The organism is Prochlorococcus marinus str. MIT 1013 (assembly GCF_027359395.1).
Classification (GTDB): Bacteria; Cyanobacteriota; Cyanobacteriia; order PCC-6307; family Cyanobiaceae; genus Prochlorococcus_B; species Prochlorococcus_B marinus_E.
This window is the reverse complement of the sequence record NZ_CP114778.1, coordinates 915,978-932,507: the sequence shown is the minus strand read 5'-3', so window position 1 is coordinate 932,507 and position 16,530 is coordinate 915,978. Positions and strand designations below refer to the sequence as shown.

The 16,530-nt window shown below is 36.8% G+C and carries 16 protein-coding genes; 10 read left to right on the top strand and 6 right to left on the bottom strand.

The annotated features are described in order from the left end of the window. Positions 1–28 precede the first annotated feature (28 nt). Entirely contained in the window at positions 29–916 is an 888-nt protein-coding gene (gene trpC / locus O5633_RS05695; protein WP_269611169.1) for an indole-3-glycerol phosphate synthase TrpC, read from the top strand. A 33-nt stretch (positions 917–949) separates the two neighbouring features. On the opposite strand, the gene sodX is transcribed toward trpC, so the two are convergent. The 3 genes from sodX to O5633_RS05680 form a co-directional block, all read right to left on the bottom strand. Further along, complete coding sequence (gene sodX, locus O5633_RS05690; protein WP_269611167.1) at positions 950–1,327, bottom strand: nickel-type superoxide dismutase maturation protease; 378 nt, start codon at positions 1,325–1,327, stop codon at positions 950–952. Continuing rightward, the gene (gene sodN / locus O5633_RS05685; protein ID WP_420063629.1) at positions 1,302–1,793 is read right to left on the bottom strand and encodes a superoxide dismutase, Ni; all 492 of its coding nucleotides are present in this window, start codon (positions 1,791–1,793) and stop codon (positions 1,302–1,304) included. Before sodN ends, sodX begins: the two co-directional genes overlap by 26 nt. A 74-nt stretch (positions 1,794–1,867) precedes the next feature. Beyond that, a complete protein-coding gene (locus O5633_RS05680) occupies positions 1,868–2,422 on the bottom strand; it encodes an FKBP-type peptidyl-prolyl cis-trans isomerase (protein ID WP_269611166.1) in 555 nt (184 codons plus the stop codon). Positions 2,423–2,585: 163 nt separating this feature from the next. Here O5633_RS05680 and O5633_RS05675 point away from each other — a divergent pair, with 163 nt between their 5' ends. Continuing rightward, on the top strand, positions 2,586–4,058 hold the full coding sequence (locus O5633_RS05675) for an apolipoprotein N-acyltransferase (protein ID WP_269611164.1): 1,473 nt from the start codon (positions 2,586–2,588) through the stop codon (positions 4,056–4,058). A gap of 2 nt (positions 4,059–4,060) precedes the next feature. On the opposite strand, the gene mnmA is transcribed toward O5633_RS05675, so the two are convergent. Continuing rightward, the gene (mnmA, locus tag O5633_RS05670; RefSeq protein WP_269611163.1) at positions 4,061–5,275 is read right to left on the bottom strand and encodes a tRNA 2-thiouridine(34) synthase MnmA; all 1,215 of its coding nucleotides are present in this window, start codon (positions 5,273–5,275) and stop codon (positions 4,061–4,063) included. Between the two features lie 44 nt (positions 5,276–5,319). On the opposite strand from mnmA, the gene O5633_RS05665 reads away from it, so the two are divergent. Both O5633_RS05665 and O5633_RS05660 read left to right on the top strand, forming a co-directional pair. Beyond that, complete coding sequence (locus O5633_RS05665) at positions 5,320–6,867, top strand: NAD(P)H-hydrate dehydratase (RefSeq protein WP_269611162.1); 1,548 nt, start codon at positions 5,320–5,322, stop codon at positions 6,865–6,867. Positions 6,868–7,025: 158 nt separating this feature from the next. Then, positions 7,026–7,967, top strand: a complete 942-nt coding sequence (locus O5633_RS05660) for an RpoD/SigA family RNA polymerase sigma factor (RefSeq protein ID WP_269611161.1) — start codon at positions 7,026–7,028, stop codon at positions 7,965–7,967. Positions 7,968–7,981: 14 nt separating this feature from the next. On the opposite strand, the gene pdhA is transcribed toward O5633_RS05660, so the two are convergent. After that, positions 7,982–9,058: a pyruvate dehydrogenase (acetyl-transferring) E1 component subunit alpha gene (gene pdhA, locus O5633_RS05655; protein ID WP_269611316.1), complete on the bottom strand. Its 1,077-nt coding sequence runs from the start codon at positions 9,056–9,058 to the stop codon at positions 7,982–7,984. Positions 9,059–9,171: 113 nt separating this feature from the next. On the opposite strand from pdhA, the gene O5633_RS05650 reads away from it, so the two are divergent. From O5633_RS05650 to O5633_RS05630, 5 genes are all read left to right on the top strand, one after another. After that, the gene (locus O5633_RS05650) at positions 9,172–11,226 is read left to right on the top strand and encodes an IMS domain-containing protein (protein ID WP_269611160.1); all 2,055 of its coding nucleotides are present in this window, start codon (positions 9,172–9,174) and stop codon (positions 11,224–11,226) included. A 36-nt stretch (positions 11,227–11,262) separates the two neighbouring features. Further along, on the top strand, positions 11,263–12,726 hold the full coding sequence (ffh, locus tag O5633_RS05645) for a signal recognition particle protein (RefSeq protein ID WP_269611158.1): 1,464 nt from the start codon (positions 11,263–11,265) through the stop codon (positions 12,724–12,726). Positions 12,727–12,813: 87 nt separating this feature from the next. After that, positions 12,814–13,146, top strand: coding sequence for a 30S ribosomal protein S16 (gene rpsP, locus O5633_RS05640; RefSeq protein ID WP_269611157.1), 333 nt, complete (start codon positions 12,814–12,816; stop codon positions 13,144–13,146). Positions 13,147–13,189: 43 nt separating this feature from the next. Next, the gene (locus O5633_RS05635; RefSeq protein ID WP_269611156.1) at positions 13,190–14,167 is read left to right on the top strand and encodes a PhoH family protein; all 978 of its coding nucleotides are present in this window, start codon (positions 13,190–13,192) and stop codon (positions 14,165–14,167) included. 75 nt (positions 14,168–14,242) lie between these two features. After that, positions 14,243–14,980 carry a Bax inhibitor-1 family protein gene (locus O5633_RS05630; RefSeq protein ID WP_011294938.1) on the top strand — a complete coding sequence of 246 codons (738 nt, stop codon included), beginning with the start codon at positions 14,243–14,245 and terminating at the stop codon, positions 14,978–14,980. Between the two features lie 45 nt (positions 14,981–15,025). Here the strand turns inward: O5633_RS05630 and O5633_RS05625 are convergent, their stop codons facing one another. Beyond that, on the bottom strand, positions 15,026–15,538 hold the full coding sequence (locus O5633_RS05625) for a hypothetical protein (protein ID WP_269611154.1): 513 nt from the start codon (positions 15,536–15,538) through the stop codon (positions 15,026–15,028). A gap of 50 nt (positions 15,539–15,588) precedes the next feature. On the opposite strand from O5633_RS05625, the gene era reads away from it, so the two are divergent. Further along, positions 15,589–16,530 carry a GTPase Era gene (era, locus tag O5633_RS05620; protein ID WP_269611153.1) on the top strand — a complete coding sequence of 314 codons (942 nt, stop codon included), beginning with the start codon at positions 15,589–15,591 and terminating at the stop codon, positions 16,528–16,530.

Below are 16,530 nucleotides of genomic sequence, written 5' to 3'. Positions count from 1 at the left end.
ATTTTATAGATCATTAATTATTTAAATTATGGAAATCAGAAGAAGACCTCCTAACCCAAGTATAAAAGTAGCTAATTTAGAGTATGCAATCCCTCACCCAGATTCAAAACCTAAAAATATCTTGGAGGAAATTGTTTGGGAAAAACATCTAGAAGTTGAGATTGCAAGAAAAAAAGTTTCACTTGAAGATTTAAAGAAAAAGATTAAGGGTTTACCCGAAACAAAAAATTTTATAGATGCATTAAGAAATAGTAATTCGAAACCAGCATTAATCTCAGAAATCAAAAAAGCTAGTCCAAGTAGAGGGATAATTAGAGAGGATTTTGACGCGAGAATGATAGGCAAAATGTATCAAGATGGAGGTGCTAACTGTATATCAGTCTTAACAGATAAAAAATTTTTTCAAGGTGGCTTTGATGTCTTAGTTGAAGTTAGAAAGGAAATCACAATCCCAATCCTCTGTAAGGATTTTATTCTTTATCCTTATCAGCTTTACCAAGCAAGAGCTGCTGGCGCTGATGCTGCACTTTTGATAGCCGCAATACTGACTGATTCTGATTTAAAATACTTATCTAAGGTTGCAGAACATTTGGGATTGACAATACTAGTAGAGGTTCATAACTCAGAAGAACTTGAAAGAGTACTAAACATTAATATATTTAAATTAATAGGCATTAATAATAGAAATTTAAAGAGTTTTAAAACTGATCTTGAAGTTACAAAGAAGTTGGCCAAGAATTATGCTAACCAAATCAAGGAAAATACTATCACTTTGGTAAGCGAGTCAGGTTTATTTACTCGTGAGGATTTGAATTTAGTAAAGAGTTATGGGGCTGATGCTGTTTTGGTTGGTGAATCTCTTATGTCACAGGAAGATATTTTATGTGGAGTTAAAAAGTTAATTGGTAAGTTATAAATTAAGGAAAAGATCGCTACCAATCTCTTAAATCTAATTAGAGAAGATTTTGTCTACTTTTCCAATGATTAAATCTAATTCAATTAAACCCAACTCTCTACTGTCAGTGCTTGCTAAGGAGTTGTCTCCCCTTAAATCAAATTTGTTTTGATAAATCCTATGAATTCTTTTAATTATTAACTTGTTTTTTGTTTTTGGATGATAGGCAACGACGATATCGCCAATCTCTAAGTCAATATTTTTTGGGTTTAACTTTTTATATGTTACTAAATCTCCCTCTTTAAGAGTTTTTTCCATTGAAGTACCGACAACACGTAAATGTTGTCGGTAACCGATTATTAAAGTAAATAAAGTAAATAAGTCTGGCTTCTGGAAAAGACTTTGATCAGCTTGCGGTAACCCAGCTATCACTTCTACCTTTTGAAGACCAAAACATAGAGTGAATTTTTTGCACAGCTGCTAATAATTCTTCTGCTTTGGTTTGATCGATATTTACCTTGCATGCACTACAAAGCTTTGCTGCTTTCCAAAAAGGGTCATGAAGATCTGGATATGTAGCTAAGTGTTCAGGCTTGAAGTAATCAGTCCAGAGGATTAGCAGTTCTTTTTTGGTCTTTTGTGATTCTTCTTCTTTAATCGCAACGAAGCGAGAAAAAGTGTTGTTATAGGCTGAAATGGAAGCTTGATCGTTACCAGCTGGCGCTAGAGCAATAAGTTTTTTTGTCATAGACAAAACTGCCTCTGCGGCAACTCTTGCAGAAGCAGGGTCATATACACCGCAAGGTCCGTCACAGTGAGCGTGAACAGATTTTGCTGGAAGCTTGTTAAAGATTGATGTAAGTGTTTCGCTCAACATCTGAAAATAATTTGTGAACATTTTTTTTTACATTAATGGCGTTTGTCAACAAACGCCATAACTTTTTCTAGAGCTTTCTGAATAATTTAAGAAATTCACTTAACACCCAATAATTCCACTTCAAAAGTTAAAACTGAATTAGGGGGGATTGGACCTATTCCTCTGCTGCCATACCCCAATTCTGGTGGGATGACTAATTTTCTTTTACCTCCAACTTTCATTCCTGCGACTCCCTCATCCCAACCTTTTATCACCATCCCTGCACCTAAAGAAAATTCAAAAGGACCTCTTCCATAACTACTGTCAAATTCTTTCCCATCATCAAGAGTACCCTTGTAATTTACTGAGACACTTGTTCCTGGAGTGGCTTCTTGACCATCACCTAAAACTAATTCAGTAATTTTTAGTCCACTTGAAGTTACTTGAGATGCTCCTATCTCCGCTCCTCCGAGAGGAGCGTTGCTTGAACTGGTTTTATCTGAAGCCATAGTAAAAAATGATGGATTTGGGTCTTCTGGGTCTAATTCAAATGGATTAGTTACAGACTCGCTGGTTTTTGTGGATTGCCTTACATCCGCTTGGATTGGTTGGTCAATTTGTAAGGCATTCGTTGGAGTTGGTGAGATGATTTGGCTGATCACTGCAATCATCAAGCAGCTAAGGCAAACAGAAAAGCTAATTAAGATTTCTCTCACAGCAATATTAAGTAGTATGAAATATTCTTGCAGATTAATACCCAAATTACATCTATTTAAAAGATAACTAACCAGAGAGTATGAATTTTGTAGGTGTATATTTTATTAAATTAAGTTTATGAATAATATCTATTCTCTTTTTATTAAAGCTTTTGCTGGTGGAGCTCTAGCAGGAATCTCCCTTAGTGAAGGCAATTATTTATCCATGCTTTTGGGAATATCTTTACTTTGGCCTGCTAGTAAGAATCCATGGGGGGGCTTTTGTTGGGGTGCGATGGCTATTTTATGGAGTCATAAGTGGTTGCTATCTTTGCATCCACTCAGTTGGGTAGGGATAAACTCAAATTTAAGCTTGCCCATTACCATTTTTATATGGCTTTTTTGTGGAGCTTTTGGAGGGACTCTGGTTTTTAGTTGGTCAGCTTTGGGTGGTTTTTTGGCTCCTGAAAGACTTCAGTTTTCTAAATTAGAAAATAAGTTTGTTTATGCCGTCTTATTATCAACAATATGGGGCCTAACTGAAGAAATCCTATCTAGAGGCCCTTTGTTTTGGATGGGTGTAGGGCCAAGTTTATTACCACAAGATAGATTTTTGGCTGGATTAGCAAGATGGATAGGTTCGGGCGGCTTGGCCTCTATCCATCTTTTAGCTGGATGGTGGATTTGGCAACTTTCAATTGCTTTTCAAGCTAGAAAAAAAATCAAGAAATTGATTCTTCGTGGCTTTATTTATTTTTCGTTAGCTCATTTAATTGGATTTATCTTGTTGTTGGACTCTCCAACTGATTCGGCAGAACAGGTTGCGATGTGGCAAACAAATATTCCAATAAGACAAAAATTTAGTCAGGAAAAAATAAATGCTTTGCCTTCAAAAGTAGATAGAGCATTAACTGATGCTGTTGAAATGAATGCATCTTTTTTAATTGCTCCAGAGGGAACGTTGCCTCTGGATAGATCAAAGATTCGAGATTTTCCTGTTAAATTCCTCTCTGGAGGTTTTAGGGAAATAAATGGTTCTCTACGAAGTTCACTATTAGTTTTTAATCAAGGTGAAGAGTCTTTTTCGGAAGTATTGGATAAATCTAGATTAGTCCCTTTGGGGGAATGGATTCCTGCATTGCCAAACTTTTTGAAAAATGGCCTTTCTGCAGTAGGTGGAATTGAAAGTGGGAATCCATCAAGACTTCTTGATTGGGATGGGCCATCTTTTGCAGGTGCTATTTGTTATGAATTGAGTAATGGGAAAGCTATAGCTAAAGCAGTAAATCAAGGGGCTAAATGGATTTTAGTAATTGCAAATTTAGATCCCTATCCTATTTCTTTGCAAAGACAATTTTTATCTATTGCTCAATTAAGGAGTATTGAAACATCAAAAAATTTAATAGCTGTCTCCAATACCGGACCAACATCTTTGATTAAAAGTAATGGAAAAATTGATACCCTCCTTAAACCAAATAAAGAACTTGTTCAACTCGTTGATCTTGAATTAAATGGAAAGAAAACATTATATACATTTATTTCTGACTTGCCTTTGATTTTAGTTTTATTTATAAGTTTAATAGGTGTTTTGCGATCACGTAAGTATGGTTAATATTAATATTCTTTCGAAATAACTCCTCCACCTAATACATAATCACCCTTATAAAATACTGCTGCTTGTCCAGGAGTGATTGAAAATTGATCTTCTTTAAAATGAAGATTACATTTATAACAATAATTTTCTTTAGTAATATCAATGATTGGTATTAACTTTGCTTTAACTGCTTTACTTCTATATCTAATTTGGACCTCAACTTCAATTGGCTCTTGAGGTGCTTCAATTGATACCCAATTTATATCTTTTACAATACATTCTGACTTCCCAGAATCTTCTCTTGGGGCAACAATTACTCTGTTTAAAGAGGCATCAATTTCAACAACATGCAAAGGTACTTCCCAAGCAATACCTAATCCCTTTCTTTGTCCTATCGTGAAATGCTGAATTCCATTATGGGAGCCTATGATTTGGCCGTTTTTAAGGACAACCTCTCCTTTCTTTTGGGGTAGATACTTATCAATAAAAGCATTCATTGATCCGTAATGTTCAGCAAGACAAAGGTCTTGACTTTCTGGCTTTTCTGCAGTTTTTAATGAATATTTAAAAGCTTCGATTCGTGTTATCTCTTTAGTCAATTCTCCAAGAGGAAAAATTGTTTTTCCTAAGATTTCTTGTGGGAGATCATATAAAAAATAGCTTTGATCTTTGTTGAGATCTTTACCTCTTAAAAGCTTATGTCTTTTAATTCCATCACTCGGAAGATCATTTCTATCGAAAGATTCATTTGAATATCTAATCCTTGCGTAATGCCCTGTAGCGATCTTTTCGATATTTTTATTTTCTTTAACCCATTTAAGCATTTCTGAAAATTTGACTGATTTATTGCAGCGAGAGCAGGGTAAAGGAGTAATTCCTTCTTCATATCCTTTCACGACATTATTGATGATTTCTTGTTGGAAAATTTCTTTTGAATCGACTATGTGATGCTTAATTCCAAGTTGATCACATATCCCTGCTGCATCAATTAATCCATCTGAGCAGCAAGACCCTTTCCCTTTCATTAGCCACAAAGTTAATCCCACTACATTCCAACCAGCTTCACAGAGGAGAGCAGCTGTTAAGGAGCTATCTACGCCTCCGGAAAGGCCCACTACAACCGAATGATTTCCAGAAAATGCTTGCAGTCTTTTTAATGTTTTCGCGACTGTTTCTTCTGAAGTCAAATGATTTAAAATTTTTTTTGTTTCTCTTTTTTCCACATTCATGGGCATTGATAGTAGCTTCTATTCATAGTGGGTTTGGTTGCTTTTTTATTTTGAATTGGCCTCAATCTGATTCGGAACATTTGATGGTTTCCTCGGAGCAGATGCAAAACATAGAAAAAGAAATGTTTTCTATTGGTATGCCTGTTGAAGCTCTTATGGAAAAAGTAGGGATTGGTATCTCTACATGGATATTAGACAGACAAGGATTGATTGAAAATGGTGCAATCGTTTTAGTAGGGCCAGGGCACAACGGAGGCGATGGACTTGTTGTTGCAAGAGAACTTTATATGGCAGGCGTTGATATATCTATTTGGTGTCCATTTCCATTGAAAAAAGAATTAACACAAAAACATTTCGATTATGCAATTCGAATAGGTATTCAAAACTTGGAGCAAAAACCTGATTCGAATTCTGATTCATTATGGATTGAGGCATTATTTGGATTAGGTCAATCAAGAATTATTTCTGATGAAATAGTGCACTTATTGAATTCGAAGATGAAATCAAGTCCTGATAAATTAATTAGTATTGATGTTCCCGCGGGATTAGACTCAGACAATGGAAGTACAGTATCAAATACATCATGTAAAGCTAGTTCCACACTAACTTTAGGCTTATTTAAGACTGGGTTGATTCAAGATTCAGCTATTGATTTTGTCGGTGATTTAGAGAGGGTAGATATTGGGATTCCAGATAAGATTTTGGCTGATCTTCCTGAAACCCAGCCTCTGAGGATTTCATTTTCAGATTTATCTACTTTCGTTTGGCCTAAGCCAAGTAAAAGTAAAAGTAAATACCAGAGAGGAAGAGTGCTGGTGATTGCAGGAAGTGAGAAATACAGAGGAGCAGCATCTCTTGCTTTGAATGGAGCTTTAGCAAGTGGAGCAGGTAGTGTAAGCGCTTTTTTACCTAGTTCAGTTTCATCTGCTCTTTGGTGTACTCACCCTGAAGTCTTATTGCTTGGAGATCTAAATACTTTTCAGGACGGCTCTTCAGGTTTTTCTAATGTTTTGCTTGAAGTTGATCTGAATAGGTTCGACTCGATTTTGCTTGGACCAGGATTAGGGATATCAGCAGAAAAAGATTGTTTTGGAACTGAATTAAAGGATTTCAAAGGCCTACTTATTCTTGATGCTGATGCAATAAATCGTCTGTCGATAACTTCGAAAGGTTGGGAATGGCTAAATGATAGAAATGGCCCTACCTGGATTACTCCTCATTTGGATGAATTTAAGAGGCTATTTCCTTTTATTGATTGCTCGAATCCATTGAAGGCTGGAATTGAGGCTGCAAAACTTTGCAGCTCTTCGGTCTTATTGAAATGTGCTCATAGTGTTATTTCTGATCCAGAAGGCAAAATCTGGCAAATAGGACAAGTGAATTCAAGTGTTGCAAGAACTGGCCTCGGCGATATTTTGGCTGGTTTCGTTTCTGGGATGGGAGCTATTGGGCTGACAAGTGGTAAGCGATTGGATACTAATTTGCTCGCTGCATCTGCATTGATGCATGCATATGCTGGTGCATCTTGCTCAAGAGGGGGCACCGCAAGTGCTATTTGCACTTTTCTTGGAGAATTAATAAAAAAAGATAGCTCTTGAAATGTTTTGAAACAAACATTTATAGCGCTCGAAATGGTCGATTTGGTGTCATTTGTTAACTAATCGTCAACAGAATCTGAAGCCTTCTTGAAACCCAGGCTTATTTGACGATTTCTGTAGGAAAGTCTTACCACTTTGAAGTAAGGGGTCAAGAAACAATGGTTTCAACTGCACCCAAGCCTGCTGAATCACAAAAACGACGCAGCAGTGATCCAATTAGTTGGTACCTTTCCTCTATTGGAAGGGTTCCTCTCCTAACGCCTGCTGAAGAAATTGAACTTGGTAATCAGGTTCAAACCATGATGAATCTCACTGAAGATGGGCAAATCAAAGACCAGAGCAAAGAATTTAATACTCATCAGAGAAGATTGATTCGAATTGGAAGGAGGGCAAAGGAGAGAATGATGAAAGCCAATCTTCGGCTAGTAGTAAGTGTTGCAAAAAAATACCAAGGAAAAGGTCTAGAACTTCTAGATTTAGTGCAGGAAGGTTCTCTTGGATTAGAAAGGGCGGTTGAAAAATTCGACCCTACTCGTGGCTATAAGTTTTCTACGTATGCTTTTTGGTGGATAAGGCAAAGCATGACTAGGGCTATTGCTTGCCAGTCAAGAACAATCCGACTTCCTGTTCATTTAAGTGAGAGATTAGCAACCATTAGAAAAGTCAGCTTGGATTTGGCTCATAAGCTAGGCGCAATGCCTAGTCGTATAGAAATAGCTGAGGCAATGGAAATTGAGTTAGAAGAACTTGATTCTATTTTGAGGCAAGCCCTTACTACAAGCAGTCTCGATGCTCCAGTCAATGGCGATGAAGGCCGAAGCTTTTTAGGCGATCTAATAGCAGATGGCTCAGGGGAAGAACCACTGGATAAAGTTGAACAAAAAATCCATCAAGAGCAATTGGGAAGGTGGCTAAGTCATTTAAGTGAACAAGAACAACATGTGATTAGACTTAGATTTGGATTAGAGGGTAATGAAAGACATACTCTCGCTGAGATAGGAAGACTTTTACAAGTTTCACGTGAGAGGGTTAGACAAGTTGAGCTCAAAGCTCTAAGGAAATTGAGAAACCTTACTAGAAAACTTCCAAGTGGAATTTGAAAATTTATTAATATTTAGTTCTCTGCCCAGATATATTTAGTTAATTCACTAGGGTCAGGCTCTGGTGCGTTTAGAGCAAATTCAACAGCATCATTAACTTCTAGATCAATTTCTTTCTCAATATTTTTTAATTCTTCATCAGTAACTAATCCAGCAGTAGTTAGATCATTTTTTAGCTTTTTTATTGGATCTCTTTTAGCCCAGAATTCTTTTTCTTTCTCAGATCTAAGTTCATCCGGATCAGCCAAAGAATGCCCTCTGAATCGATAAGTTAAGCATTCTATTAAAGTGGGACCTTCCCCAGCTCTTGCTCTCTCTAGGGCTCTTTGAGCGGCCCCCCTTACGGCTAATACGTCCATTCCATCAATCTCTTCTCCTGGCATACCAAATGCAGAGGCTTTTCTCCATATCTCAGTCTCACTAGTTGCTCTGTCATGGGCCATTCCAATTGCCCATTTATTATTTTCGACTACAAATATGATCGGTAATTTCCATAATTGGGCCATATTTAAACATTCATAAAACTGACCAATATTGCAAGTTCCATCTCCAAAAAAAGCTGCAGTTACTGAATCACTATTCTCTTTGAGAGCCTCCCTTCTGTATTTGCTAGTGAAAGCGGCCCCAAGTGCAACTGGAATTCCTTCACCAATAAATGCATAACCTCCAAGAAGATGATGTTCTTTTGAAAAAAGATGCATAGATCCACCTCTGCCCTTACTGCAGCCTGTTTCTTTCCCAAATAGCTCGCTCATTACCTCTTTAGCAGGAACTCCAGCACTCAAAGCATGGACATGATCTCTGTAAGTACTACAAAACCAGTCATGTTTACGTTGCATTGCACCAATGACACCTGTGCTTATCGCCTCCTGTCCGTTGTAAAGATGGACAAAACCAAACATCTTTCCTCTGTAATACATTTCAGCACATTTGTCTTCAAAACGTCTTCCCAAAGTCATGTCTTTGAAAAGATTTAAAGCAATGTCTCTATTGATTTTAGCTGGTTTTGTATCAGAAAGATTGCTTAGTCTGTCCGCGTGTTCCCTGCTAGGACAAGGGTCTTGGCTGGTTTTGTCTGGGTTGGGAGACATGACTTCGGTCATATTCACTTATCAATCCTATTTAGACTTTAAGGGTCAATGGATGCAAAATGGTTAAAACGCCTTACGATGCCTAGAGCTTTTTTGTAATTACCTAGTAGCGATTGGAATTACCTATTGATCATTTTCGCTTATTGGGGGTTAGCCCTTCTTCAAATGCTGAGGAAGTCCTCAGGGCTTTTCAGCTAAGACTAGATCGTCCTCCCAAACAAGGCTTTACATATGAACTTTTAGCTCAGAGATCTGAGCTATTACGACTTTCTGCCGATCTTCTATCCAATCCTAAAGAACGTCAATCTTACGAACTCGCCCTTATTGAGGGTTCTTCAGGTCTTGATTTGTCTTCAAATCGAGAAGTTGCTGGTTTACTTCTTCTTTGGGAATCAAAAGCTTCTTTCCAAGCTTTTAAGCTTGCAAAAAAAGCATTACAACCTCCACAAGCCCCTGCACTTGGAAGTGGTAGAGAGTCTGATTTGACGTTAATAGCAGCTTTATCTTGTAGAGATGCCTCAATTGATGAACAGGCTTTTAGAAGATACGCCTCAGGGGCTGAGTTGCTTCAGGAAGGTATACAGTTACTACAAAGAATGGGAAAGCTTGTTGAAGAAAGAAAGACCCTTGAATCTGATTTAGAGGCATTACTTCCATACAGAATTCTTGATTTATTAAGTAGAAATAAAGAAGATGAAAAGTCTCATTTTGATGGCCTGAGTTTGCTGGAAGATTTTGTTAATAAAAGGGGCGGACTTGAAGGAAAAAGAAATTCAGAAAAGATAGGAGGATTAAATCAAACTGACTTTGAGCTATTTTTTCTTCAAATTAGAAAATTTTTAACTGCAAAAGAACAGTCAAAACTATACTTGAATTGGTATAGAAGAGGTTCTGAAGATGCAGGCTTTCTTGCCGCTTTCGCTTTAGTTGCGTCTGGATTTTCTTATAGGAATCCGGAACTTTTACAAGAGGCTCGTAAATATCTTCGAAATATCAACATTAATGGTTTTGACCCTATGCCATTAATTGGATGCCTAGACCTTTTATTAGGGGATGTAAAACAGGCAGAAGCTCGTTTTAGAAGTAGCTCAGATGAGAAATTAAAAGATTGGTTAGATAACTATCCTGGTGAAACTTTGGCGGCTCTTTGTGACTATTGCCGAAATTGGTTAAAAAAAGATGTTTTAGTTGGTTTTAAGGATGTAGAAATGCAAAATGTCAATCTTGATGATTGGTTTGCCAATAAAGAAGTACAAGAGTACGTAGACCAGCTTGAGAAAAAGGGAGCATTAGGTATCGCAAAGGCAGGATTTTCGTTTCTATCGTCATTGACTCCTGAGCAACAACTTGAGAATAATTTATCTAAAAATCTCGGGGAAAAAGCAGATTTGCCAATGCCAGGAGGGGCTTTAGATGAAATTCTGAAAGAAAAGTCATTCAAATCACGATTACGAAGTAAAGAAGCTTTCTTGAAATATGATTTAGTCAAAAACATAATTTCAAAATATTCCTCAGCATTGGAATTTATAAAAAATTCAAATTTTAAATTTTTTATAGTTAATCGGCCAATTTATACAAGTGCTTTAGCTTTTACTGGTCTATTTATTATTGGAACTAGTATCGGAATACTTACACAGCGAAAACCATATGAAAATAAAAATCTCACTAATATTGCAAGCTCTGAAGTTGTTAAAACAGATGAAATCAAAACTAATGATAATAATTTAAGTCAAATATCTAATAACAAAGAAAGATCAAACTTAAATAAATCAATCCCTCTTATTTCATTAATACCATCTGATCAAGAAATTCAATTTCTTATTGAATCTTGGTTGAAAGGTAAAGCAGATATATTGAATGGTTTAGAAAGTCAATTTCTTAGTTCTGTTGCAAGACCTTCCCTTTTTAATAGAGTTCTTGAACAAAGAAAGAGAGATAAATTATTAGGTCAAAGACAGATTATTGATACAAATATAACTTCAATCAAAATTGTTCAAAGGTCAGATAAAAGAATAGCAGCAGATGTAGAATTAAATTATCAAGATAAAAGCATTAGTTCTTCTGGTGAGGTTTTATCAGAAACTGTTATTCCTTCTTTGAAAGTAAAATATATAATAGGTAAGAATAAAAATAATTGGCTAGTCGTTGATTATATTAGTGGAAATTAAAAAATAATTTAAAATTTTTTCTGTAACTCAAAGAAAATGTTTGATGAACTGACTAATCAATTTGAAGATGCTGTAAAGGCATTTAAAGGTGAAGCAAAAATTTCAGAGGAAAATGTTGATGAAGCACTTAAGCAGGTCAGACGAGCTCTTTTAGAAGCAGATGTTAGTTTGTCAGTAGTAAAGGAATTTATCGAAGAAGTAAGAGTAAAGGCTGTTGGTACAGAAGTCGTCAGAGGTATAAACCCCGGGCAGAAATTTATTCAAGTAGTCCACGAGCAACTTGTAAATGTCATGGGTGGAGAGAATGACCCCTTGGCAAATTCAAAAGAAAAACCAACTGTGATTTTGATGGCTGGACTTCAGGGGGCAGGGAAGACTACAGCAACAGCAAAACTTGGATTGCTTCTTAAAGAAAAAAATCAGAAACCATTACTGGTTGCGGCTGATACATACAGACCAGCAGCTATTGATCAATTAGTAACGCTGGGGAATCAAATTGATGTGGAGGTTTTTAATTTAAGTTCCGACTTAAAGCCAGAAGAGATTGCCAGAAAAGGCTTGGAAAAAGCTAAAGACGAAGGATTTGACACTGTTCTTGTGGATACTGCTGGTCGACTTCAAATTGATACACAAATGATGGGCGAGATGGTTCGTATTAAAGAGGCTGTTCAACCTGATGAGGTTTTGTTAGTAGTTGATTCAATGATTGGCCAAGAGGCCGCAGATATTACAAGAAGTTTTCATGAAAAAGTAGGAATAACAGGCGCTGTTCTCACAAAGTTAGATGGAGATTCAAGAGGTGGAGCTGCTCTTTCCATAAGAAAAATCAGTGGTAAACCAATTAAATTTATAGGGACTGGAGAAAAGGTTGAGGCATTGCAACCTTTCTATCCCGAGAGGATGGCTAGCAGAATCTTAGGGATGGGTGATGTCTTAACTCTTGTTGAAAAAGCGCAGAAAGAAGTTGAAATTGCTGATGCAGAAATCATGCAAAAGAAGCTTCAAGAAGCAACTTTTGATTTTTCGGATTTCGTAAAACAGATGAGAATGATAAAGCGAATGGGCTCGTTAGGGGGGCTGCTAAAAATGATTCCTGGCATGAATAAAATTGATGATGGAATGATCAAAAGTGGAGAAGATCAACTTAAAAAAATCGAAGCAATGATTGGTTCAATGTCAGTAGAAGAAAGGAATAAGCCTGAATTATTGGCAGCACAACCATCAAGACGTCGGAGAGTTGCTAGTGGCAGTGGACATCAGCCAGCAGACGTTGACAAGGTTCTCGCGGATTTCCAGAGGATGCGAGGCTTGATGAAGCAGATGTCTACTGGAGGAGGACTTCCTGGTATGGAGGGAGGACTACCTGGAATGGGAGGACTTCCTGGAATGTCTTCATCAGGTCCTAATCCATATCAGTCAAGAAAAGGAAAAGGAGGACCTGGTTCTGCACCCCGAAGACAGAGACCAGTTAAGAAAAAGAAAGGTTTTGGTGATCTTTAGAGATATCAAAAGGCTAAATTAATCATCTGTGGAGTATTATTAGATTGAAGAACTTTTGAGTTCAATCCACTTACAAATAAATCGAAGATGATCAAGCTCCGCCTTAAGCGGTTTGGTAAAAAGCGTGAATCCAGTTTTCGTCTAGTTGCCTGTAATAGCACTTCAAGGCGAGATGGTCGCCCTCTACAAGAGCTAGGCTTTTACAATCCAAGAACCAAAGAAACTAGGTTAGATACAGAGGCTTTAAGAACTCGACTAGGACAAGGTGCTCAGCCTACTGATGCAGTAAGAACTTTATTAGAAAAAGGAGGAATCCTTGAAAAGAAAGTTCGACCAGCTGAAGTTTTAGGTAAGCAAAAACAAGAAAAAGAAAGATCAGCAAAGAAAAAAGATGCAGCGGCATCGAAAACTTCTGAATAAGAATTTTTGATGAGTATCAATAATTTCATGAATATTTATATTTATGTCTGAAGCAGCCACCCAAGGTCGCTTTTGTATAGATCTGCCTGATTCCAATGCTGCTACTGCTTTGTCAGGAACTGGTCAGTCAACACTTCATAGATTAGAAATCCTTACAGGTGCTACTTTTGCGTTAAGGGGATTGCAACTCGAAATAAAAGGAACTTCTTATCAATTAGAGAGAGCTGCTGCAATTGTTGAATTAGTTAGGCCAATTTGGGAAGCAGGACAAATTGTTTCGGCCGTTGATTTACATGCCGCGGCTAAAGCATTGGATAATGGTAAAAAAAATGATCATGCCAAATCAACAAATAAAGTTTTAGCCAGAAGTCAAAGAGGAAATCTTTTAAGACCAAGAACAATTAGACAAAAATTTTATGTAGAAGCTATGGAAAAAAGTGATCTTACTTTTGCTTTAGGCCCAGCAGGAACAGGTAAAACATTTTTAGCAACTGTATTAGCGGTTCGAATGCTTACTGAGAGAAAAATTGAGAAAATTATTTTGACAAGACCTGCAGTTGAAGCTGGCGAAAGATTGGGGTTTTTACCTGGGGACTTACAGCAAAAGGTTGATCCTTATTTAAGACCTTTATATGATTCACTTCATTCTTTACTTGGACAAGAAAAAACTAATTTACTTATAGAAAAAAACGTAATTGAAGTTGCGCCTTTGGCTTACATGCGAGGTAGGACTTTAGAAGAATCTTTTGTCATACTTGATGAGGCTCAAAATACGACACCAGCACAAATGAGGATGGTTCTTACCAGATTAGGTGAGAGGTCAAGGATGGTAGTAACTGGCGATGTAACCCAGGTTGACTTGCCATATGGACAAATGAGCGGACTTATAGAAGCAGCAGACTTACTCGAAAAGGTTGATGGAATTTCAGTTTGCAGACTTACTTCAGCAGATGTAGTAAGACATCCACTTGTTCAAAGCGTTGTTGATGCTTATGCAGAACTAGATAAAAAAAGACGATAGGGTGATCCGCATTCACATTCATGGAGACTTATTTTTTTTGTGCCAAAATAGGTATTAATAATTATCTGGTGCGTTATGCCAGCAAACAGCAATTTTCAACAAGCTATTCGTGAAGCACAATCTAGTGCACTTATTGGCCCAAATGTAGTTAACAAAGCCTTGCCTTATGTAGGCGGAGGAATGGCATTAACTGGATTAGGTGTTTTAGGTGGACTTTCTTTACAAGCAACTAACAATCCTTTATTCGGCCCTCTATTTATAGTCGCATTTATTGCAGAAATAGTTTTATTTTTTATGGCAAGTAGCGCTGCCAATAATGCAAATAACTCCAAAGCTCTTCCTCTCTTGACTGGATTTAGCTTGCTTACTGGTTTCACTCTCAGTGGGATTGTTGGCTTAGCAATTCAAGTTGCAGGAATGGGCGCGATAGGAACTGCAGTATTTGCGACTGGAATTACTTTCGTAATTGCTTCTTCAGTTGGCAGAAAAATGAGTGATAACGTTGGCCAAGCTTTGCAAGGTGCAGTTGGTCTTGGATTGCTTGGTTTGATTATCGCTATGGTTTTCCAATTTGTTGGAGGTCTATTTGCTCCAGGAATGTTTGGAGGCAGTGGCTTTGAATTGATGATTGCCGGTTTTGGAACTGTACTTTTTGTTGCAATGTCTTTTGTAGATTTCTACACAATGCCAAGAAGATATAACGACGAGCAGTACTTGGCTGGAGCATTAGGTATGTACCTAACTTACATAAACTTATTTGTTTTTGTTCTTCGTCTAATCATTGCTCTTCAAGGTGGTGGAAGAAGAGATTAATTCTATGAAGTTGCGACATAAAAAAAGAGCCGCAAGGCTCTTTTTTTATGTCGCAACTTCATAGATACTTTCTGATATAGCATTGATTTGTTTATCGTTATAACCCCATTTATTAATAAACTTCAAGTCAGTTCCATTTCCTTTTGTTGCTTCAAGCAAAACATCTAAACGTTTTTTCACCTGAGTTGAATCTAATAGCTTAAGTAACTCAATACATCGAATTTTTATTCGCTCTGACTGGATTTCCTGTGAATCATTATTTTCATGATGTGTTACAACCATTGCTGAACTCATTGCAAGATTTTTTACGGTTAAATCAACAATAATATCTCCAGAACTTCTTAATTGGAAAATCAAAGCATCCGGAAATCTATCCATTAAAGGGCAATCTATTGAGAGACTTACAACAAAAAATCCTCTTGCACCCTCTACTGTCTTAATAAGCTCTCCAATTCGATCAGAAATAACTTCGTCACTTATTTCATCATTTTCCCAACTTTTGCACCAAATCATTGTTGCTTCCATTGCTTCTTTAAAAGTTGGTTTCTGATCATTCATGGTTTTATTGCACTTTTATAGTAAGGCTATAGATAATCGTAGAGAAAGAAATGTCTTTGGGAGATTTAAATCATGACGATTTTAAATCAGGATTTATTGCATTAATAGGTAGACCCAATGTAGGCAAATCAACTTTCATAAACAAATTTATAGGTGAGAAAATAGCAATTACATCTCCAATTGCTCAAACCACTAGAAATCGATTGAAAGTAATACTCACGAATGAAAAGTCTCAGATTATTTTTGTAGATACTCCTGGTATTCATAAACCACATCATTTATTAGGTGAAAGACTTGTTCAGAGTGCAAAGAGATCTATTGGAGATGTCGATGCAGTCTTAGTTATTTTTGAAGCCAGCCATTCTCCAGGGAGGGGGGACGCATTTATTTTGAATTTGATCAGGAATTTAAAAATCCCTGTCATTGTTGCCTTGAATAAATGGGATCTTTTAGCGTTGAGTCAATCTAAAGAAAGAAAGAAAGAATATTTAGAATTTTTAGATGGTACTAATTGGCCAGTCTTTTGTTGTAGCGCTCTTACAGGTCAGGGATGTAATGAATTAATTAGTGAAATAGAAGAAACACTACCTTTTGGACCTCAGCTATATCCAAGTGATATGAATTGTGACCATCCTGAGAAGTTTTTGATAGCTGAATTTATAAGAGAACAAGTTTTAATAAATACACGCGAAGAAGTACCTCATAGTGTTGCAGTCTCTATTGATAAAATTGAAGACATAACCTCGAAAAAAAAATCTGAACAGAAATCAAGAACTGGAATTCTTGCAACTATTTGTGTTGAGAAAAAAAGTCAGAAAGGAATTTTAATAGGTAAAGGGGGAAGCATGTTGAAGAAAATTGGCCAGGAATCAAGAATGCAAATTCAAACTTTAATTAATGGAAATGTCTATCTAGAACTGTTTGTTAAAGTTGTTCCTGACTGGAGAAGTAAATCTTCTCGGCTTAATGAGTTTGGTTATGAAGGTAGCTAA

Excerpts from the sequence above, each read along its gene's own strand:
- trpC (WP_269611169.1), top strand. The coding sequence starts at position 29 with ATGGAAATCAGAAGAAGACCTCCTAACCCAAGTATAAAAGTAGCTAAT.
- sodN (WP_420063629.1), bottom strand. The coding sequence starts at position 1,793 with ATGTTCACAAATTATTTTCAGATGTTGAGCGAAACACTTACATCAATC.
- O5633_RS05680 (WP_269611166.1), bottom strand. The coding sequence starts at position 2,422 with ATGATTGCAGTGATCAGCCAAATCATCTCACCAACTCCAACGAATGCC.
- O5633_RS05675 (WP_269611164.1), top strand. The coding sequence starts at position 2,586 with ATGAATAATATCTATTCTCTTTTTATTAAAGCTTTTGCTGGTGGAGCT.
- mnmA (WP_269611163.1), bottom strand. The coding sequence starts at position 5,275 with ATGCCCATGAATGTGGAAAAAAGAGAAACAAAAAAAATTTTAAATCAT.
- O5633_RS05660 (WP_269611161.1), top strand. The coding sequence starts at position 7,026 with ATGGTTTCAACTGCACCCAAGCCTGCTGAATCACAAAAACGACGCAGC.
- pdhA (WP_269611316.1), bottom strand. The coding sequence starts at position 9,058 with ATGTCTCCCAACCCAGACAAAACCAGCCAAGACCCTTGTCCTAGCAGG.
- ffh (WP_269611158.1), top strand. The coding sequence starts at position 11,263 with ATGTTTGATGAACTGACTAATCAATTTGAAGATGCTGTAAAGGCATTT.
- rpsP (WP_269611157.1), top strand. The coding sequence starts at position 12,814 with ATGATCAAGCTCCGCCTTAAGCGGTTTGGTAAAAAGCGTGAATCCAGT.
- O5633_RS05635 (WP_269611156.1), top strand. The coding sequence starts at position 13,190 with ATGTCTGAAGCAGCCACCCAAGGTCGCTTTTGTATAGATCTGCCTGAT.
- O5633_RS05630 (WP_011294938.1), top strand. The coding sequence starts at position 14,243 with ATGCCAGCAAACAGCAATTTTCAACAAGCTATTCGTGAAGCACAATCT.
- O5633_RS05625 (WP_269611154.1), bottom strand. The coding sequence starts at position 15,538 with ATGAATGATCAGAAACCAACTTTTAAAGAAGCAATGGAAGCAACAATG.
- era (WP_269611153.1), top strand. The coding sequence starts at position 15,589 with ATGTCTTTGGGAGATTTAAATCATGACGATTTTAAATCAGGATTTATT.